This window comes from Glycomyces sp. NRRL B-16210, from assembly GCF_000719515.1.
Classification (GTDB): Bacteria; Actinomycetota; Actinomycetes; order Mycobacteriales; family Micromonosporaceae; genus Glycomyces.
The window spans coordinates 467,868-486,686 of sequence record NZ_JOGR01000010.1; the positions used below are offsets into that span (position 1 = coordinate 467,868).

General features: G+C 70.7%; 16 protein-coding genes. 5 read left to right on the forward strand and 11 right to left on the reverse strand.

The window, feature by feature from the left end; translation table 11 throughout:
* Position 1: 1 nt before the first annotated feature.
* From IF12_RS0116280 to IF12_RS0116330, 11 genes are all read right to left on the reverse strand, one after another.
* The gene (locus tag IF12_RS0116280; RefSeq protein ID WP_030160198.1) at positions 2 to 2,641 is read right to left on the reverse strand and encodes a hypothetical protein; all 2,640 of its coding nucleotides are present in this window, start codon (positions 2,639 to 2,641) and stop codon (positions 2 to 4) included.
* Complete coding sequence (locus IF12_RS0116285; RefSeq protein ID WP_197034751.1) at positions 2,638 to 3,294, reverse strand: DUF1961 family protein; 657 nt, start codon at positions 3,292 to 3,294, stop codon at positions 2,638 to 2,640. The genes IF12_RS0116280 and IF12_RS0116285 overlap by 4 nt, the downstream gene beginning before the upstream one ends.
* Positions 3,291 to 3,995 carry a rhamnogalacturonan acetylesterase gene (locus IF12_RS0116290; protein ID WP_030160201.1) on the reverse strand — a complete coding sequence of 235 codons (705 nt, stop codon included), beginning with the start codon at positions 3,993 to 3,995 and terminating at the stop codon, positions 3,291 to 3,293. Before IF12_RS0116290 ends, IF12_RS0116285 begins: the two co-directional genes overlap by 4 nt.
* Positions 3,995 to 4,879 (reverse strand): carbohydrate ABC transporter permease, encoded by an 885-nt coding sequence (locus IF12_RS0116295; protein WP_030160203.1) that lies wholly within the window; start codon positions 4,877 to 4,879, stop codon positions 3,995 to 3,997. The genes IF12_RS0116290 and IF12_RS0116295 overlap by 1 nt, the downstream gene beginning before the upstream one ends.
* Positions 4,879 to 5,847 carry a sugar ABC transporter permease gene (locus IF12_RS0116300; RefSeq protein WP_030160206.1) on the reverse strand — a complete coding sequence of 323 codons (969 nt, stop codon included), beginning with the start codon at positions 5,845 to 5,847 and terminating at the stop codon, positions 4,879 to 4,881. The genes IF12_RS0116295 and IF12_RS0116300 overlap by 1 nt, the downstream gene beginning before the upstream one ends.
* 67 nt (positions 5,848 to 5,914) lie before the next feature.
* Positions 5,915 to 7,447 (reverse strand): extracellular solute-binding protein, encoded by a 1,533-nt coding sequence (locus IF12_RS0116305; protein ID WP_030160208.1) that lies wholly within the window; start codon positions 7,445 to 7,447, stop codon positions 5,915 to 5,917.
* 60 nt (positions 7,448 to 7,507) lie between these two features.
* Entirely contained in the window at positions 7,508 to 8,167 is a 660-nt protein-coding gene (locus IF12_RS0116310; RefSeq protein WP_051704482.1) for a YesL family protein, read from the reverse strand.
* A 547-nt stretch (positions 8,168 to 8,714) separates the two neighbouring features.
* The gene (locus IF12_RS0116315) at positions 8,715 to 9,722 is read right to left on the reverse strand and encodes an LLM class flavin-dependent oxidoreductase (protein WP_030160212.1); all 1,008 of its coding nucleotides are present in this window, start codon (positions 9,720 to 9,722) and stop codon (positions 8,715 to 8,717) included.
* Between the two features lie 141 nt (positions 9,723 to 9,863).
* Positions 9,864 to 10,796 carry an oxidoreductase gene (locus tag IF12_RS0116320; protein WP_030160214.1) on the reverse strand — a complete coding sequence of 311 codons (933 nt, stop codon included), beginning with the start codon at positions 10,794 to 10,796 and terminating at the stop codon, positions 9,864 to 9,866.
* Positions 10,797 to 10,920: 124 nt separating this feature from the next.
* On the reverse strand, positions 10,921 to 11,610 hold the full coding sequence (locus IF12_RS0116325; protein WP_030160217.1) for a hypothetical protein: 690 nt from the start codon (positions 11,608 to 11,610) through the stop codon (positions 10,921 to 10,923).
* Between the two features lie 186 nt (positions 11,611 to 11,796).
* Positions 11,797 to 12,948 (reverse strand): S9 family peptidase, encoded by a 1,152-nt coding sequence (locus tag IF12_RS0116330; RefSeq protein ID WP_051704483.1) that lies wholly within the window; start codon positions 12,946 to 12,948, stop codon positions 11,797 to 11,799.
* Positions 12,949 to 13,121: 173 nt separating this feature from the next.
* On the opposite strand from IF12_RS0116330, the gene IF12_RS0116335 reads away from it, so the two are divergent.
* From IF12_RS0116335 to IF12_RS0116355, 5 genes are all read left to right on the forward strand, one after another.
* Entirely contained in the window at positions 13,122 to 14,135 is a 1,014-nt protein-coding gene (locus tag IF12_RS0116335; RefSeq protein WP_030160222.1) for a LacI family DNA-binding transcriptional regulator, read from the forward strand.
* Positions 14,136 to 14,395: 260 nt separating this feature from the next.
* Complete coding sequence (locus IF12_RS0116340) at positions 14,396 to 15,649, forward strand: ABC transporter substrate-binding protein (RefSeq protein WP_030160224.1); 1,254 nt, start codon at positions 14,396 to 14,398, stop codon at positions 15,647 to 15,649.
* 70 nt (positions 15,650 to 15,719) lie between these two features.
* Positions 15,720 to 16,664 carry a carbohydrate ABC transporter permease gene (locus IF12_RS0116345; protein WP_030160226.1) on the forward strand — a complete coding sequence of 315 codons (945 nt, stop codon included), beginning with the start codon at positions 15,720 to 15,722 and terminating at the stop codon, positions 16,662 to 16,664.
* The gene (locus tag IF12_RS0116350) at positions 16,661 to 17,515 is read left to right on the forward strand and encodes a carbohydrate ABC transporter permease (RefSeq protein WP_030160228.1); all 855 of its coding nucleotides are present in this window, start codon (positions 16,661 to 16,663) and stop codon (positions 17,513 to 17,515) included. Before IF12_RS0116345 ends, IF12_RS0116350 begins: the two co-directional genes overlap by 4 nt.
* Complete coding sequence (locus IF12_RS0116355) at positions 17,512 to 18,804, forward strand: family 1 glycosylhydrolase (RefSeq protein WP_051704484.1); 1,293 nt, start codon at positions 17,512 to 17,514, stop codon at positions 18,802 to 18,804. Before IF12_RS0116350 ends, IF12_RS0116355 begins: the two co-directional genes overlap by 4 nt.
* Positions 18,805 to 18,819: the final 15 nt, after the last annotated feature.

Here is an 18,819-nt window from a genome sequence, read left to right on the forward strand (position 1 = left end):
CTCAGGTTGAGCGGGGCTTGAGGTTGGGGGTTATCAGGGCCAGGTTCTGGATGGTTGCCAGGCCGCATTGGGCGGCGTCGTTGGTGGAGAGGGTGCGGGCCTCGTCCACTGGGGAGAGGACTTCCGGCGGGAGTATGCGGACCGCTCGGAAGGCCTCCTCTCCCATGAACTCGCCTCCTACGAAGTAGGCCTCCCAGGCTCGGTCGGCGAGTGCGTTGTCGCCCAGGCGGTTCGCCGCGTAGGCGGCCAGTCGGGAGTGCGCCTGTTGCAGGTTGAGGCCGGTCGGGACGACGCCGAGTTCTTCGCGCTGGTCTTCGGGTTCGGCCAGGTAGAGGCGGCAGTACTGGAGCCAGGACTCGCGGAATCCGGGGGCCTCGATCTGGCCGGCGTCGATGAGGCTCACCAGTTCGCTGCACACCTCGACCAGTCCGAAGACGGCCGAGAGGTGCGAGACGGAGACGCGGTCGCGGTCGGTGGCGAAGCGGCCCGTGTCGAGATCGTAGAGGGCTTCGCCGGTGAAGAAGCCCTTGGGCAGGGAGCCGATGTCGGTCATCGTGCCGATCAGGCGGTCGCGCGAGCGCTCGTTGCCGGTGATCTCCCAGTCCGCCAGCCAGGTCGCCGCGAGCGCGCTCCAGTCGGTGCCGAGGCCGACCGCGAGCGCCCGGCGTTCGGGTTTGTAGGTCGCGGCGTCGCGCCGCACCTTGCGGGTCGGGTCGAGGTTGAGGAACGTGGTGTCCGAGTCGCGCAGCTCCAGCATGAGGTCGCGGGTGTGCTCGTCGCCGGTGAGGAAGTAGTGGCAGCGCCGGTACGCGGGCGTGGAGATGCGCACCTGCTTTGCGCTGCAACCCCAGTGCTGCACGTTGTGGCGAGTGCCGAGGCCCTGCCAGGGGCCTGCGTGGTAGACGTCCACGTCCCCGGTGTGCCGGGTCATGCGCTCGGCGAGGCGGTACACGTCCGCTCTTCCGGTGCGCAGGAACGAGGTCCACAGCCACAGGTCCGGCGAGAGCTCGGAGTTGTCCCACGCGTAGCCGCCGATGTCGTAGCGCCAGGTGTGCCGGTCGGTGTCGTAGGCGTGCATGACGTCGCCGAAGTTCCAGAATCCGTACCAGGAGCGCTGGTCGACCTGGCCGACGTAGTAGTCGAGCAGGAAGTCCAGCCGGTCCTCCAGTGCGGCCCTCCGGGGATCGGCGCGGTCGGGCAGGTCCCAGTCGCCCAGCACGCCCGCCTCGTGAAGCGCCTGGGGCGTGGGCGCCAGTTGCGGGCGGGTCGCCGTGCCACGGGCGATGCGCGCGAGTTCGGTGACGGGAGGCGTGGCCGCGAACGGGGTCACGGTCAGCTCGTGGGTGCGGCCGATGCCGTGGGCGGTGCCGAACCCGGGTTCGTAGTCCTCGTAAGTGATCTCGAGGGCTTCGAGCTGGTCGGCGTAGTCCTCCTGGCCGAGGCCGTCGTGGTAGAAGCGCAGGTCCATCGGGGCGGCCTCGGGCGACCACAGCCAGGTGGTCAGGGTCGCCTCGTCGGTGTCGGCGCCGCGGACGTCGAGGCCGGTCGGGTGCGACTGCCAGAACCCGGTCAGCGCGACCGCCAGGCCGCCGCCGATGTCGCCGACGTAGGCGAGGCCTTCGGAGCGGGTGCCCTGCGCGATGTCGATCCAAGGCTTGTCGGAAGAGGTTCGCTTGTGGAGGGTGAAGCCGTTCGCGTTGAGCTGGCGCAGTGAGTAGTCGGGCCAGGTGGGGATCCAGCGCGCGAGTTCGTCGACCGAGCGCTCCCATGTGGAGGGATCGGGCGTGGGCCGCCCGTCGAGTTGCGCGGCGCGCACTTCGGCGCCCGGGTCGCGGCGCAGGCCGGTCAGCCCGCGCACCGCCTCGCGCAGGAATCCGCCGTCGGCGCCCGCGAACCGCACGTGCCGGTCGTGCCACGCGGCGCGCAGCGGCACGGTGAACCGCAGGCCGAGCGAGCTGAGGAAGTCCTGGTCGGGCTCGCCGTCCCAGATGAAGGAGTGGACGAGCCTGAAGGTCGCGGCCCCGGCGGCGAAGATCAGGCGGACCGTGAACGGCAGCCATTCGCGGCCGTCCTCGCGGTGGACGCCGGTGACGCGGAGGACGGCGCGCAGCGGCCCGTCCTGCTCGACGGCGCAGCCGGTGACGTGGCCGACGGCGTGGACCCGGCCTCGCACGTCGGGCTCGGGGTGGTCCTGGCGGCTGGAGACCAGCCTGCCGGCCTTGGCCACCTCCACGTCTCCTATTTGGAGGGACCGTATGAGTTCGGGTCCGGAGTCGGCCACCACCACTCGGCTCTCGCCGGTGTCGACGGTGAAGCCGCCTTCGGTGGGGGTCACGGTGACTCGGGCCTGAGGGGCTTCGCTGCCGCCCAGGACGACTCGGTACTCCTCGGCGGGTTCGCCCGCGCCGAGGGCGACGCCCGCCCATTTGACGCTGCCGTCCGGCCACGTGGCGAGCGGCCAGGTCTGCGCCGGCACCGGTGCTCCGGCGCCGTCGAGGACCGCCAGGTCCGCCGGATCGGCGACCGCGCCCGGCGTGAGCGGGACGCCGCAGGTGACGCCGCCGATCGCGAGGTCGGGCGCGGCGTCGTCCAGCCAGCGCAGCGGGACGTCGACGGTGGTGTCGTTGTGCTCGGTGTTCATGACAGCTCGGTCACCTCGAGGTTGCGGTAGTGGGCGACGAGGGGCGACATCTGGCGGAAGCCGATGCGTCCGGCGCCCAGCGGCTCGTCGTCGTGGAACGTGAACAGTTGCAGGTCGTCGATGGCGAAGGACACCTCGTTGCCGCGCTTGACGATGCGCGCGCGGTAGTGGCGGTCGGCGTCCTCGGGGGCGGGCAGCGGGTCCGCGCCCTGCGCGACCAGATGGAAGCCGGGGCTCTTGCGCAGGTTGCAGGTTCGGAAGCTGCGCTCGGCCGGCCATTTGCGGCGCAGGTAGGAGACGTGCAATGTGGACACTTCGCCCGAGTGGTATTGCGGGTAGTGCCCGGTGCGCTGCGCGAGCGACGGGTCGAACAGGTCGCGTCCGCCCGTGCCGGTCGCGGCGAAGAAGAGGATCGCCAGTCCGGCGCCCGCGAGCGGTTTGAAGTCCCAGGCGATCGCGATGTCGGCGCCGAAGACCTCGGGGCACCAGAAGGTGAAGTGGGCGTGGTCGCCGCGCCCGGCGGCCTCGAAGGCCGCCTCGTCTGCGGCGCTGGACAGGACGATGCCGCCGTCCGCGTACTCGACTCGGGCCGGGCCCTCGGCGACCCAGTCCTCCAGGTCGGTGGAGGTGGCGAGCGGGTTGCGGTAGGTCAAGGCCGCACCATCCACTTGCCTAGGGGCTCTTGGTCGTCGCCGATCCCGCGCAGGGTGCGCAGCGCTTCGGCGACGTACGCGGCAACCGCGGCGGCTCCGGCCGTGGTGAAGTGGGTGTTGTCCTTGGACAGGGCCTCGTCCACTTCGATGCCGCGCGCCGCGGCCGCGCCGTGGACGAACAGGGCCGCCGAGGCCTCCTCGCCGAGCCACGGGTAGAGCCAGCGGGTGAAGGCGGTCAGGTCGATGACGGGCACGTCGAGTTCGCGCCCGAGCGACCGGACCGCCGCGGGGTAGGGGCCGTGGGAGTGGCGCAGCTCCCCCGCCTCGTCGAACAGTCGGCGTTCGACGCTCGTGGCGAGGACGGGCCGCGCCTCGGCGGCGCGGACCTCGGCGATGAACTCGGTGAGCCGCGTGCGGTAGCCGCCGTCCGCGGCGAGCTGGTCGGGGTCCTTCTGGTCGTTGTGACCGAACTGGATCACGACGGTGTCGCCCGCCGCGAGTTCGGCGGTGAGCGTGTCCCAGTGGCCCTCTTCGCGGAAGGAGCGCGTGGTGGCGCCGCCGACGGCGAGGTTGCGCACGGGTTCGGCGAAGTGGCGGGCGAGTTCGTCGCCCCATCCGAGGAGGGGCAGGTCGGCGCGGCCGGAGGTGCGGCCGTGGTCGGTGGGGGCGACGGTGGAGTCGCCGGCGAGGTGGATCGTCATCAGCCTTTCACGCTCCCGATGAGCATGCCTTTCGCGAAGTGCTTCTGGAGGAACGGGTACGCCAGGATCACCGGGATGGTCGCGACGATGACCACGGCGAACTTGATGCCTTGGGCGGGAGGCGGGACCTCCGAGTTGAGCTCGTCCGCCGAGAGGGACGCGGCGGCGGTGACCTGGCGCAGGATCATCTGGAGCGTCCACTTGCTCGTGTCGCTGAGGTACAGCAGCGGCGAGAGGTAGTCGTTCCAGATGCCGACGGCGTAGAACAGCGCGAAGGTGGCCAGGACCGGTTTGGACAGCGGGAGGATGACGTTCCAGAGCACTTGCAGCTCGTTGGCGCCGTCAATCTTCGCCGACTCCTCCAACTCGTTCGGCAGTTGCTGGAAGAAGTTCTTGATGATGATGAGGCTGAACGGGTTGATGGCCATGGGCAGGATCAGCGACCAGTAGCTGTCGAGCAGGCCGAGGTCCTTGACCACGAGGAACGTGGGGATGAGTCCCGCGCTGAAGACCATCGTGAAGATGACCAGGCTCAGGATGGTGCGGCGGCCGGGGAGGTCGGTCTTCGCCAGCGGGTAGGCCATGAGCGCGGTGAGCGCCAACTGGATCAGGGTGCCGACGAAGGTGACCACGACGGTGGTGGCGAAGGCCCGCACGATCACCTTGGAGGACAGGATCGACTCGTACGAGACGGTGGTGAACTCGTTGGGCCACAGGAAGAACGGCCGGGTGGTGATCTCGAGTTCGGTCGCGAAGGAGCCGGCGAGCACGTACAGGAACGGGAGGATGGCGAGCATCCCCACGCCGATCAGCAGCACGATGTTGAGGACGTCGAAGGCGCGTCCGGCGCGGGTGTTGAACCGCCTGTGCGTCGTGGAGGCCATCAGAAGATCCCCTGCTGGTTGAAGCGCTTGGCGAGCCAGTTGGTGCCGAAGATGAGCACGAGCCCGATGATGGCCTTGAACAGGCCGACGGCGGTGGCGTAGCTGTAGGCGCCCTGCTGGATGCCCGCGAAGTAGACGTACGTGTCGAACACGTCGGCGACGGATCTGTTGAGCGAGTTGGACATCAGGTAGATCTGCTCGAACCCGGTGTTGAGGATCTGCCCGGTCTGGAGGATCAGGAGCACCACGATGGTGGGCATGATCGAGGGGATGGTGATGTTCCAGACCCGCTGCCAGCGCCCGGCGCCGTCGATGATCGCGGCCTCGTACTGCTCCTGGTCGACGCCGGCGAGCGCGGCGAGGAAGATGATCGTGCCCCAGCCGGTGTCCTTCCAGACCATCTGCATGAGGATGAGCGGGCGGAACCAGTCGCGCGAGGCGAGCATGTTCGCGTCGGTGTCGAACAGCCACGAGAAGAAGGTCCACAGTGGCCCGTCGCCGATGGAGAACATAAGCGCGGTGATCGAGACGACCACGGTCCAGGACAGGAAGTGCGGGATGTACACGAGCGTCTGGACGGTGCGCTTGAGGATCTGGAGGCGCAGTTCGTTGAGCAGCAGCGCGAGCACGATCGTGAGCGGGAACGCGATGAACAGGCTCAGCGCCGCGACGATCATGGTGTTGGTCAGCAGGCGCGGGAAGTCCGGGTTGGTGAGGAACTCCTGGAAGTGGGCGAAGCCGACCCACTCGCTGCCGTCCACGCCGAGGAACGGGATGTAGTTCTTGAACGCGATCCGGGCCCCGTACATGGGCCAGAACCGGAACAGGACGAAGTAGACGATGCCCGGCAGCATCAGGAAGAACAGCCACCGGTACCGCACCACGTCGGTCCAGAGGCGCCGCCTGCGGCGGCGGACGGGCGGCGGCGCGCCCGGCGGTTCGCGGTCGACCTGGAGGGCGGTCGTCATCGCAGTCTCCTCGGGGATCGGAGTGGAGGCCGGCGCCGCCGAGCGGCGCCGGCCCCGCACCAGGGGGTCAGTTGGCGGACGAGTAGAGGTCGTTGATCTCCTGGGCGACCTCGCTGCCGCCGCTCGAATGCCACTGATCGATGGCCGCCTGGAGGCCGGCCTCGTCGATCTGCCCGTCGATGTACTGGATGCGCGCGTCCAAGATGATGTTGTCGAGCTGCGCGCCCTTGGTGGTGTAAGTCGGTGAGACGAAGGCCGCGGCGGGGTTGAACACCGCGTTCTCCAGGTCCTCGGCCTGGAGGGCGAGCCGGTAGTCGTAGAACTCCTGCTCGTAGTCGGTCCCCTGCTTGATCGGGTGGGCGGTGTAGCCGGCGAGGTTCATGCCCAACTGCGCCCAGGCCCCGGTAACCAGGTCGGTGAACTCCTGCTTGGCGGGGTCGAAGACCGCGCCGCCGTCCTCGACGGTGTAGTTGTCGCCCTCGATGCCGTGGTTCATGAGGTTCTGCGCCTCGGTGGTGTTGAGCTCGTTGAGGGCGGTGAGCACCTGGTCGAGCTGCTCCTCGGTCTGCACGCTGCTGCGCGGGATGGCGAGGAAGCCGGCGTAGCCGGCGGTGGGCATCGCGAAGGTGCCGTGCGGGCCCTCGAGCTGGCCGGCGAGGCCGACGTACTGGTCGAAGCCCTCGGGGTCCTGGTCCTTGAACAGGCCCACGAGCTGCGCGGCGCGGGACTGGACGTCGATGATGATGCCGCCCTCGCCGTTGAGGAACGGCTCGTTCCAGTTCGCGCCGTCCATGGTGGCGTAGTCGGGGTTGACGTAGCCGTTGTCGACGAGGTCGCGCTCGTACTCCAGCGCCTCCAGCCACGCGTCGGTGGTGAAGGAGGGGACGAGTTCGCCGCCCTGGTCGGTCCAGAGGTTGCCCGCGCCGTGCCAGACCTCGATCGCGTCGTAGGGGCTGCCGTTGCCGAGGCCGGCCCAGGCGATGTTGATCATGCCGTAGGTGTCGTCCTGGCCGTTGCCGTCAGGGTCGTCCTCGGTGAAGGCCCGCGCGATCTCGTAGAGGTCGTCGGTGGTCTCGGGCAGGTCCAGGCCGAGGTTGTCGAGCCAGTCGGCGCGGATGATGACGCTGTGGCGGATGACGTCGCGGGCGCGGTAGACGCCGTAGACCTTGCCGTTGACGCTGGAGGCCTCCTGGACCTCGGGGTTCTCGGTGACGAGGTTCGGGTAGTCGCCCGAGGCGAGGTGCTCGGTGAGGTCCCAGAACCCACCCGCCTCGGCGGTCTGGACGAAGGCCTGGTCCTTGCCCTGGATGACCATGACGTCGGGGATGTCGTCGCCGGCGAGCACGGTGTTGGTCTTGGAGCCGTAGTCGCTGTTGGGCACCCACTGGACGCTGAGGTCGAGGCCGGCGATCTCGCTGAGGGCGAGGTCGATCGGGTCGTCCTCCTCCGGAGGGGTCGCGGAGAAGAACGGCGCCATGATGTTGAGCGACTCCAGGGGCTCGCCGCTGCCGGAGTCGTCGTCCGAGCACGCGGTCAGCGCGAGTCCGCTGACGGTCACGGCGGCGAGCGCAGCGATGGGAATGCGCTTGCTTGCTTTCATCGGGATCCTTTCGAAGGGGTACTCATCAGTGCGGTCCGGTCGGCGTCGCCGCCGGAGGGGTCAGGCCGCGGCCGGAAGGTTCCGGTCGTTGGCGGCGTAGAAGGACAGGCAGAGCGCGGTGCACAGGTGCACCCACACCCCGATGGAGAGCACGGGCAGCAGCCCGGGCACGAACGCGGTGACCGCGGCGATGAGCGCGGTCGTCGCGATGAGCAGGAGCGGCGCCCCGGGGAACCTGACGAGGAACGCCCAGGACAGGCGCAGGCAGCGCGCGCGGCGCAGCTCGTAGTGGGCGTCCATGGTCAGCGCGAGCACGAGGTGCGCGAGGCAGACGGCGGACGCGGCGACGAGCGCGATCTGGAGGCCGCCGGAGCCTGGCCGGTCGGTCAGGGCGGCGAGGTTCCAGCCCAGGCACGCCAGTGCGACGGCGGAGGGGGCGGCGAGGAGGTTGGCGTGGACGAACTGGCGGCGCCACCGGGCCGCGAAGGCGCGCACGAGCCGCTGGGCGTCGCCGCGCAGGCGGGTGCGGCTGCACGAGGCCGCGGCGGACAGGGCCGGGGCCCAGCCGAGCACGACCCCGCCGGCCAGCGTGAAGACGATCACGAGCAGGTTGAGCAGGCCGACGTAGGCGAGGGCGTCGAGGCGGCCGTACCAGCGCTCGACCCGCGAGCCGTCGCGGGCGGGCGCGGCCGGTCCGCGAGGGGTCTCCAGCGTCGTCATGCGTGCTCCCCACATCATCGTCGATGCGTGTTCGGGCGGCCCGGTCGGCCGCTCGTCTCCCGTGCCGCGAGGGGCGGCCCGGAGTTCACCAGAATTTGAAAGGATTCAAATGTGATTGACACAATAGTTAACGATCACCAGTTCGTCAACGGGGGGCAGGCTTCCACGTAAAGACCGTCGGTAAGGCCGCACTTCGGTCATACGGCGCCCGTGAGCAGCGGCGGGATCGACTCCATTGGGGATCGGTCCATTCTGGGATCTTCTATCGTTGCGCCGCAATGGGATTCATGGTCATCGAAGGCCGAGATGCGGTCGAACGGGAGCGTGCGGGGCACGCAGCGGAGTTGAATCGGTTCAAGTCGGTGACGGAAGGCGGGGTTCGGGACGTGACGCGGGTGCCGAGACGAGGTGCGGGGAACGGGACGCCGGGCGGGGAACGGGACGCGATGCGCGGATCGGGACGCGGCGAAGGCCGCGGGCGGACCCGCGGCCTTGCTCGAACACTCGGTGAGGCGGGGACCGGCCCGGAGGCCGGTCCCCGCGAAGGTCAGGCCCGGGTCGCGGCGGTCGCCGCGAAGGCCTTGGCGGTCAGTTCGATCGAGTCGATCCGGTCGGCCGTCTCCTCGGTGTAGTGGACCGTGATCAGCTCGTCGGCGCCCGTGGCCTCGGCGAATTCGCTCAGGTAAGCGCCCACCGCCTCCGGCGTGCCCACGGCGGTGTACTTCGCCATGGCCGCCAGTTGCTCGCCTCCGGGCGAGGCGAGGAACCGGTCGATCTCCTCGTCGCTGAAGTCCGGCCCGCTGGTTCCGCGCTTGACGAAGGCGCGGGCGCGGTTGCGGAAGGCGATCGTGCGCTGCGCCTCGGCCTCCTCGTGCTCCTCGGCGGCGAACACGTTGAGGCCGGCGATCAGGTACGGCCGGTCGAGCTGCTCGGACGGTTCAAACTGGTGCTTGTACGCGGCGACCGCCTCGTGCAGCGAGGCCGGCGCGAAGTGGGAGGCGAAGGCGTAGGGCAGTCCGAGGCGCGCGGCGAGCTGGGCGCCGAACAGGGAGGAGCCGAGGATGTACAGCGGGATCTCGCCGATCGCGCGCGGCACGGCCTGGACGCCCGGGACGGTGGACTCCCCGCGCAGGTACCCCTGGAGTTCGAGCACGTCCTGCGGGAAGGCCTCCGCCGAGTTCGGGTCGCGGCGGATCGCGAGCATGGTGTTGCGGTCGGTGCCGGGCGCGCGCCCGAGGCCGAGGTCGATGCGGCCGGGGAACAGCGTCTCCAGCGTCCCGAACTGCTCGGCGATGATGAGCGGCGAGTGGTTGGGCAGCATGATCCCGCCGGCGCCGAGCCTGATGCTGTCGGTGTGCTCGGCGATGTGGCCGATGACCACGCTCGTCGCGCTGGAAGCGATGGTCGGCATGTTGTGGTGCTCGGCGTACCAGACCCGGCGGTAGCCGCTGCGTTCGGCGGCGCGGGCGAGCTCGACGCTCGCGGCGAGGCTCTCGCGCGCGGACCGGCCCGGCGCGATCGGCGCGAGGTCGAGGATCGACAGGGCAACGGCCATGTTCGGAAGCCTTTCTCCAGTTCGAATGCTTCGGTTCCAACGCCCCGGGGCGTTCGGGGAATTTCCGAAACCGTCGCCTTCGGGGCCGGCGGCACCATGAGTCTCGTCACCGGGGGAATTCCGGGGCCGCGGGGCGGCGGTTCAGGTGCCGTTCGCGATCGTGAAGCGCACGCCGGTGAGCTTCTCGGAGACCGTCCACAGTCGCTTCGCGGTCTCGGGGTCGGTCGCCTTCGCGTTGAGCGGGGCTAGGACCGGGCGGCCTTGGCGTTCCTTCCTGCCGTCGGGGCCGTAGTACTGGCCGCCTTGCGCCTCGGGGTCGGTCGCGGCCCGCAGTTGCGGCAGGACGCCGTCCTCGACCGGCTGGGAGATCAGCTCCGCGAACCAGCCGCCGATGAACCGCAGGAACGGGTTGACGCCGTTGGCGACCAGTTGCGTCGCGGTGAAGCCCGGGTGGGCCAGGAGGCTGGCGACGGGGCTGCCGGCGGCCCGCAGCCGCCGGTCGAGTTCGAGCCCGAACAGGGCGTTCGCGAGTTTCGACTGCCCGTAGAAGCCGGCCGCGCTGTAGCGCTTCGCGCCGGTGAGGTCGTCGAAGTGGATCTCGCCGCGGTGGTGGGCGAGGGAGCTGACGGTGACCACGCGCGGGGCGCTGCCCGCTTCGACGAGGTCCATCAGGCGCCCGGTGAGCGCGAAGTGGCCGAGGTGGTTGGTGGCGAACTGGCGCTCGTGGCCCTGCGGGCTCAGCGAGCGCGGCGGGGCCATGACCCCGGCGTTGTTGACAAGCAGGTCCACAGCGGACAGGTCGGCGTGGAGGGCCTCGGCGAACGCGGCCACCGAGTCGAGGTCGGCCAGGTCGAGCCGGCGCGCTTCCAGGCTCGCCTTGGGGATCTCGGCGAGGATCGACTCGACGGCCTCGCGGCCCTTGTCCTCGGTGCGGACGGTGAGAATGACGTGCGCGCCCCGGCGCGCCAGTTCGCGCGCGGTCGCGAGGCCGAGCCCGCTGTTGGCGCCGGTCACGACGGCGGTGCGGCCGGTCTGGTCGGGGATGTCGGCGGCGGTCCAATGGTTGGCGTTCATGGCGGGTCTCCCGGTGGTGAGCGTTCGCGGCCGGTCGAGAAGGCCGCCCGATAACATGAATCCTAGTTCATCTTAATACTCGCCCATGCCCCGGGGAATTGCAAGCCGCCGCCTCGATCGCCTGCTACGCATCGGTTCCCGCGCACCAGGCGCGCCAGACGCGGCGGCTGTTGGGCAGGTCGGGGTCGTCGAGGAGGCGCAGGACGTACCCGGCGTGGAGGCGCGACCACGGGTCGTCGGCCTCGGCGGCCCGTTCGAGCCGGGCCCGCAGGTCCGGGCAGTCCAGGACCCGGGCGACGCGCACGTACCCGCGGTCCTTGCACCGGTAGGCGCGGCGCACGGCCGCCTCGACGAGGTCGATGAGCTTGGCCCGCACCGGTTCGGTGTGCCCGGGGACGGCGAGGTCGCGGATGAGCCGCTCCTTCGTGCCCCAGGACTTGGCGTACCGCCCCCACTCCCCCGGCCGCGTCGCCTCCCATTCGAGGAACAGCAGCGCGTACGGCAGGCCGGGCCAGGAGGCCATGTCGCCGCGCGGGCGGTCCCACAGCGCGCCGGGCAGCGAGTACCGCTGGGCGTCGTGATAGGCCTGCCACACCGCGAGGTAACCCGGCCTCGCCTCCAGCCACTGTGGTTCGGTGAGGTCGTAGGCCGAGCGCATCGCCTCGTTGGCGCGCTCCAGGGCCAGGCGCACCGCGTCCTGGGCGCGCAGCAGCTGCCCGATCGCCACGGCGCGCGCACCGGGGTCCTCGGCGATCAGTCCGTGCGCCCAGCCCAACCGTTCGTCCCAGTCCGCCTGCCCTGATTCGTCCACCATGTCCGCGATCCTCTCTTGTTCGCGCGCGGAAAGGAAGGGCGGGGCGTCCTCAGGCGGGCGGCTCGGGGAACGCCGCGGCGATGCGCGGGCCCCCTTCGGGTCGCGGCAGGGCGGTCGACCGTGGACGCGGGCCGCCGAGTCCACGATCGACAGTCCTGCGCCGCGGACGGAGTCGACGCTCGCGCGTTAGAGGCCGTCGAGGTAGTCGGTGAGGGCCGCGGCGTAGGCGGCCGGGTCCTCGTTCCAGGAGGCGGTGTGGCCCGAGGCGGTGGTGAACACCGTGGTCCGCTCGGGCGGGAGGAGTTCGGCGAACTCGAGGGTCGCGGTGTGGTCGACGGTCTTGTCGGCGGTGTCGACGAACAGGAGCATCGGCATGGCGAACTCGTCGGCGAAGTTGCGCTGGTCGAGGTCGTCGAGGTCGATCTCGGCGCGCAGCTCCACGATGCGCTTGGCCGTCCAGGTGATCGGGGCGATCACGTCGCGGTCGGCGGCCTGCATGTCGAGGGTCGAGTTCCAGTCCATGACGGGCGAGTCGAGGACGACGCCCCTGACCGAGCCGGTGTCGGCGAGTTTGCGGGCGGCGGTCGCGACGATCGCGCCGCCCATGGACCAGCCGTGGAGGATGACGTCCTCGGCGCCGTGCGCGAGCGCGTAGTCCACCGCGTCGATCACGTCGTCGCTCTCGTATTCGCCGAGGCTGTGGAGGCCGTCGGGGGCGGCCGGAGCGCCTTCGTCGTTGCGGTGGGTGACGGCCAGGACGGGGTAGCCGAGTCCGCTGTAGACCTCGACGCCGCGGAGGGTCTCGACCGGGGAGGCGTTGCGGCCGTGGACGGTGATGACCCAGGTGGACTGATCGCCGGGGACGTGCCAGGCGGGGGCGTCGCCGAGTTCGGTCGCGATGGCGACCTCTTCGAAGGCGAGGCCGAGCGCGGTGGCGGGGTCGTCGCGGTAGGTCCAGGTGTCGATGCGGACGGCGGTGCCCTCGGCGAGGTCGCCGTAGAGGACGCGGTCGAGGGTGCGGGTGACGGTGTCGCCGTCGGTGGACAGGACCGCGCCGAGCACGGCCTGGCCGCCGTCCCAGGACAGGCCCCAGACGCCGTCCTTCTCGGTGTTCTCGCCGCGCGGCAGGGTCACGGTGGTGGCGTCGAGGGCCTCGACGGTCAGCGGGTAGTCGTTGGGGCTGTGGTCGACGTTGATGACCTCGCCGGAGAAGTACCAGCCGGCGCCGCCGAGCCCGGCGAGGGCGAGCACGAGGAGCGTCGCGAGGGCGATGACGAGGGCGCGCAGCCGGCGGCGGCGCTTGGGCGTGGGGGCGTCGGTCTCGACGGTGGCGGTCACGGCGGATCCTAAGGAATGGGAAGGGCTGATCGGTAGATCTTAGTGCGGCGACGCCGGACCGTCCTCCCGGATGTCACCTGGACGACCGGCGCCGTTCACGTGCCGGTCGCCCGGTTCGACGGGAAACCGGCGGTTTGCATCGTTGTACGATCACCCCGAACCTAGGAGGTGCCATGGCGGCGACCCTGCACGATGTCGCGAACCTCGCGGGCGTGTCGTTCAAGACGGTCTCGAACGTCGTCAACGGCTATCCCCACGTCCGCCCGGCCACCCGCGAGAAGGTCGAGCGGGCGATCGCGGAGCTGGGCTACAAGCCGAACCTGAGCGCGCGGAGCCTGCGCTCGGGCCGCACCGGCGCGATCGCGCTCGCGGTGCCGGAGTTGAACCTGAGCTACTTCGCCGAGCTCGCCGGCTTCGTCATCGAGGCGGCCGAGCGGGCGGGCCTGGTGACGCTCGTCGAGCAGACCGGCGGCGACCGCGCCCGGGAGATCGCGCTGCTCCAGAGCCCCCGCCTGCGCCGCACCGACGGGCTCATCCTCAGTCCGCTGGGGATGCGCCAGGAGGACGCCGGCGCGCTCGACGTGGCCTTCCCCCTGGTGCTCCTGGGCGAGCGGACCTTCGACTGGCCGAGCGACCACGTCACCATGGACAACCTGCGCGCGGCCCGGGCGGCCACCGAATACCTCCTCGCATCCGGGCGGCGGCGCATCGCGGTCATCGGCGAGAACGAGGACGAGGTCATGGGCTCGGCCCGGCTGCGCCTGCGCGGCTACCGGGAGGCTCTGGAAGCGGGCGGGGTCGAGTACGACGAGCGGCTGGTCGCCCGCGCGACCCTGTGGCACCGGGCCGACGGCGCGCGCGCGATGCGCGAGCTGCTCGACCGCGGCGTCGCGTTCGACGCGGTCTTCGGGTTCAACGACACGCTCGCGCTCGGCGCGATGCGGGTGCTCCAGGAGGCCGGGCTGCGCGTGCCCGAGGACGTGGCGGTCCTGGGCTTCGACAACCTGGACGAGGCGGCCTACGCGATCCCGTCGCTGACCACCGTCGACCCCGGTCGCGAATGGATCGCGCGCACCGCGGTCGAGACGCTGCTCGAACGCCTCCGGCGCGGCGGCGGCGAGGCGCCGCCGAGCACGAAGCTGGCGGACTTCACGATCGTCGCGCGCGAGTCGGCGCCCGGCGCCTGAGGCCGGCGGTCGCCGACACGCTGCGGACCGGGGTGTCGGCACCCTTGCTTCTACAACGTTGTATGTTACGGTCGACACGTCGCCGAAACGGCGCGCCGCGGCGAGAGAAGACCGCCGAGGAGCACCGCGCAACCACCGCTCACCAGATCGGCGGCGACGGGGAGGGTCCATGCGATCCTCGTATTACAACGTTGTAGATAGCCATTGCGACGTGGAACCGGCGCGGACAGCGCAGTCTCGCACTGAGAGGGAACATGGACATGAAACGCACGCGGATCCTACTGGGCGCCGGCCTGACGTCGCTCGCGCTCGTCGCGGCCGGCTGCTCCGGCGGCGACGCCGACGGCCCGGTCGAACTCACCTTCTGGCACGGCTACACCGAGGCCGACGGCGACGTCCTCGAAGGCATCGTCGAGGACTTCAACGCCTCCCAGGACGACGTCACCATCACCACCGAACTGAAGACCTGGGCAAGCATCGACGACACGCTGCTGACGGCCCTGTCCGCGGGCGAAGGACCCGACCTCGTCGCCATGCCCGCCGAGCGCCTGCCCGTGTACGCGGCCCGAGGCGCGTTCGCCGAACTCGACGACTTCTACGCCGACGAGGCGAGCAACACCGCGAACCTCGTCCCCGGCGCGGTCGACATGATCGAGGTCGAAGGCGCCAAGTACGGCGTGCCGACCGGCTTCGTGCCCCTCGCCGTCTACTACAACACCGCGCTGTTCGACGCCGCCGGCGTCACCGCCTTCCCCGAGACGTGGGACGACTGGGTCGCGACCGCCGAGCGGCTCACCGAGGACCAGGACGGCGACGGCACGCCCGAGCAGTACGGCGTCGTGCTCCCCGACCACGCGACCGTCGCCAACGGCCTGTGGCCCTCCCTGCTCTACGGCAACGGCGGCGACCTCGTCCAGGACGGGAAGGCCGTCATCGACTCCCCCGAGAACGCCGAGACCCTCCAGTACTGGGTCGACGCGATCAACGACCGCCAGATCTCGCCGACCGGCGTCGACGGCATCGGCGCCGACGAGCTGTTCAGCGCCGGCAAGGCCGCGATGACCGTCGGCGGCCCCTGGATGGCCTCGATCGCCGACGAGAACGGCATCGACTACGCCATCGCGCCGCTCCCGGCCGGGCCGCAGGACCAGGCCGCCTCGGCCATCGGCGTCTCCATGGCCGTCACCGTGGACGCCGACGACGACGCCCGGGCCGCCGCCGAGGACTTCCTCGCGTTCTTCCTCGACGACGACAACGCCGCCGCCTGGTCCCTCGGCTCCGGATGGCCGCCGCTGCGCACCGACGTCCCGGCCGACGCGGTCGCCTCCAACCCGGTCGTCGCCTCGCTCACGGAGATCGCGCCCATGGGCCGCCCGCTCCTGCCCGGCGTCGTCAACAGCGTCGACGTCCTCAGCGCCGTCGACGAACTCACCCAGCGCGCCGTCGCCGGCGAGGACGTCGCGACGCTCCTGGCCGACGCGCAGGACAAGATCCAGAAGGCGCTCGACGAGTAGCACGCGGCGGCGGGGGCGCACCGCCCCCCGCCGCCGCGCCGCGCGAGTCCTCGAAGGTCGAAGGGAAACCATGAGTGCTGAGCAGTCCACGACCCGCCGGTACCGGCCGCCGGCGCCGCTGGGCGGGCGCCGCCGCGACGGCGCCGGGAGCCGGAACGCGAAGGCCCTCGCCTTCCTCGCCCCCGCCCTGGTCGTCATCGGCCTGTTCGTCATCTGGCCGATGCTCTCGGCGCTGCGCCTGTCGTTCACCGACGCCAGCGGGTTCGGCCGGGAGGAATGGATCGGCCTGGAGAACTACCGGACGGTCTTCACCGACCCCGACGTGTTCGACGCGGTCGCCAACACCGTCTGGTACACCGTGCTGTTCACCCCGACCGCCGTCATCGCGGCGCTCGCGCTGGCACTGCTGCTCAACAGCCCGCACCTGCCGTTCCGGTCCTTCTTCCGCACCGCGCTGTTCGTGCCGTTCGTGGTCTCCTTCGCCGTGGCCGCCTTCGCGTGGAGCTACCTCATCGACCCGCGCGTGGGCCTGCTCAACTACTGGCTGCGGGGCCTGGGCGTCCAGATGGGCGACGTGCTCCAGGACCCCGACCTCGCGATGCCCGCCGTCGCGTTCGTGGCCGTCTGGAAGCTCTTCGGCTTCTACTTCGTGATCTTCCTGGCCGGCCTCCAGGACATCCCCACCTCGCTGTACGAGGCCGCGCGGATGGACGGCGCCGGGCCGTGGTCGCGCCTGCGCCACGTCACGCTCCCGATGCTGTCCAACACGATGGCGTTCGTGCTCGTCTTCGCGATGATCGCCGCGCTCCAGGCCTTCGACCAGATCTACGTCATGACCGGCGGCGGCCCCTACGGCAACACCCAGACCGTGGTCATGGAGATCTACGAGTCCGGGTTCAGGAAGCTCGACATCGGCTTCGCCTCCGCACTGTCGTACGTGCTGCTCATCGCCACGCTGCTGCTGAGCCTGGTGCAGTTCGTCTTCTTCGGCCGCAAGGAAAAGGACCTGTCATGAGCGTCGCCGAAAAGTCGCGGAGGCGGCTGCGCGAACTGCGCCCCAGCACTGTGCTCGCCACCCTCGCGCTCCTCGCCGTCAGCGCGATCGTGCTCCTGCCCATCGCGGTCATCGTGCTCACCGCGTTCAAGCCCGTCGCGGAGGTCAACGCCTACCCGCCGAGCCTCCTGCCCGACGCGTGGACGCTCGACAACCTCCGCCAGATCACCGCCGACCTGCCCTTCGCCCGGCTCATCGCCAACAGCTTCGCCTTCGCCGGCGGCGTGACGGCCTTCGCGCTCGTCTTCGACTCGCTCGCGGCCTACGCCCTGGCCCGCATCGACTTCACCGGCCGGCGCGTCCTGCTCGTCGTCATCATCGCCACCCTGATGATCCCGTTCCAGGCCACGCTCATCCCGCTGTACCAGCTCGTCTCCGACCTCGGCTGGGTCAACACGTACGCCGCGCTCATCGCCCCGCGCGCGGCCGACGCGTTCGGGATCTTCTTCCTGCGCCAGTTCTTCCTGGGCCTGCCGCGCGACCTCGACGCCGCCGCCCGCATCGACGGCGCCTCCGAGTTCCGCGTCTTCCGGTCGATCGTGCTGCCGAACGCCGTGCCCGCCCTGCTGACCCTCGGGCTGTTCACGTTCGTGAACAACTGGAACGACCTGCTGTGGCCGCTGGTCTTCACCACCAAGGCCGAGATGGGCACCATCACCTCGGGCCTGACCCTGCTGACCGGACCGAGCGGCATCGTGCCGCACGGCGTGATGATGGCCGGGTCGCTCATCGCGATCCTCCCGCTCGTCGTCGCGTTCCTGTTCGTGCAGCGCCGATTCATCGAGAACATCGCGACGACGGGACTCAAATGACCGCTCCCCACCACCCGCCCCGACTTCACGCCGCCGCGGGCGCGCCCTGGCACCGCGACGGCCGGCTGCACTTCGCCGTCGGCGTCGAGGACACCTTCGTGCCCCAGACCGGGCCCGGCGAGCGCCCGATCGACGAGTACGCGCTCACCGAGCACTACGAGCGGTGGCACGCCGACCTCGCACTCGCCGACGACGCGGGCGCGGAACTGGTCCGCTGGGGCGTGCCCTGGTACCGGGTGCAGCCCGAACCGGACCGGTGGGACTGGGACTGGCTCGACCGGGTCATGGCCCGCTTCGCCGAGCTCGGGCTGCGGCCGGTCGTCGACCTCATGCACTACGGCACGCCGCTGTGGCTGGAGCGCCAGTTCGCGAACCCGGACTACCCGCGGCGCGTCGCCGAGTACTCCGCCCGCGTCGCCGAACGCTATGCGGCGTACGGGGTCACCGACTACACGCCGGTGAACGAGCCGATGATCCACGCCCAGTTCTCGGGCGAGTACGCCTACTGGCCGCCGCACCTGTCCGGCCCCGGCGGCCTCTCCTCGATCGTGGGGCAGCTCGCGCGCGGCTTCGTGCTCGCCCAGCACGCCGTGCGGGACGTGCTCGGCGACGACGCGGTCTTCGTGCACGTGGACGCGGGGATGCGCTACGTCGGCGACACCGACGCGCCCGAGCACCGCGAGCTCGCCGCGCGCCTCAAGGAGCAGATCTTCCTCGTCGAGGACCTCGTCACCGGCCGCGTCGGCGAGACCCACCCGCTCGCGCCGTTCCTGCGCGCCAACGGATGGGGCGACGAGGACCTGGCCTGGTTCCAGGAGGCCCCTGCGCACCCGGACGTGGTCGGCGTCAACTACTACCCGCTCCACTCCACCGAGGTGTTCGAGGCCGGGGTCTTCCACTCCGGCGGCTTCCCCGACCCGCGGCCGACCCGCGACGACGGCGTCGACGGTCTGACCGAGCTGCTGCGGGCGGCGGCCGACCGGTACGGGGCGCCGGTGATGCTGACCGAGACCTGCGTGACCGACTCGGTCAAGGCCCGCATCGACTGGCTCGACGAGTCGGTCGCCGCCGTCCGATCCCTGCGCGCCGACGGGGTCGACGTGGTCGGGTACACCTGGTGGCCCCTGTTCGACATGTACGAGTGGACCTACCGGCACAGCGAGCGCCCGCGCGAGGCGCACCGGCTCACCATGGGGCTCTGGGAGCTCCAGGAGCGCCGCGACGGCCTCGCGAGGGTGCGGACCGCCGTCGCCGACCGCTTCCGGCACCACGCGACCGGCGGTGCGTGACCACCTGGTGGCGAC

Excerpts from the sequence above, each read along its gene's own strand:
- IF12_RS0116315 (WP_030160212.1), bottom strand. The coding sequence starts at position 9,722 with ATGGCCGTTGCCCTGTCGATCCTCGACCTCGCGCCGATCGCGCCGGGC.
- IF12_RS0116300 (WP_030160206.1), bottom strand. The coding sequence starts at position 5,847 with ATGACGACCGCCCTCCAGGTCGACCGCGAACCGCCGGGCGCGCCGCCG.
- IF12_RS0116325 (WP_030160217.1), bottom strand. The coding sequence starts at position 11,610 with ATGGTGGACGAATCAGGGCAGGCGGACTGGGACGAACGGTTGGGCTGG.
- IF12_RS0116290 (WP_030160201.1), bottom strand. The coding sequence starts at position 3,995 with ATGACGATCCACCTCGCCGGCGACTCCACCGTCGCCCCCACCGACCAC.
- IF12_RS0116310 (WP_051704482.1), bottom strand. The coding sequence starts at position 8,167 with ATGACGACGCTGGAGACCCCTCGCGGACCGGCCGCGCCCGCCCGCGAC.
- IF12_RS0116350 (WP_030160228.1), top strand. The coding sequence starts at position 16,661 with ATGAGCGTCGCCGAAAAGTCGCGGAGGCGGCTGCGCGAACTGCGCCCC.
- IF12_RS0116345 (WP_030160226.1), top strand. The coding sequence starts at position 15,720 with ATGAGTGCTGAGCAGTCCACGACCCGCCGGTACCGGCCGCCGGCGCCG.
- IF12_RS0116305 (WP_030160208.1), bottom strand. The coding sequence starts at position 7,447 with ATGAAAGCAAGCAAGCGCATTCCCATCGCTGCGCTCGCCGCCGTGACC.
- IF12_RS0116355 (WP_051704484.1), top strand. The coding sequence starts at position 17,512 with ATGACCGCTCCCCACCACCCGCCCCGACTTCACGCCGCCGCGGGCGCG.
- IF12_RS0116280 (WP_030160198.1), bottom strand. The coding sequence starts at position 2,641 with ATGAACACCGAGCACAACGACACCACCGTCGACGTCCCGCTGCGCTGG.
- IF12_RS0116335 (WP_030160222.1), top strand. The coding sequence starts at position 13,122 with ATGGCGGCGACCCTGCACGATGTCGCGAACCTCGCGGGCGTGTCGTTC.
- IF12_RS0116320 (WP_030160214.1), bottom strand. The coding sequence starts at position 10,796 with ATGAACGCCAACCATTGGACCGCCGCCGACATCCCCGACCAGACCGGC.
- IF12_RS0116295 (WP_030160203.1), bottom strand. The coding sequence starts at position 4,879 with ATGGCCTCCACGACGCACAGGCGGTTCAACACCCGCGCCGGACGCGCC.
- IF12_RS0116340 (WP_030160224.1), top strand. The coding sequence starts at position 14,396 with ATGAAACGCACGCGGATCCTACTGGGCGCCGGCCTGACGTCGCTCGCG.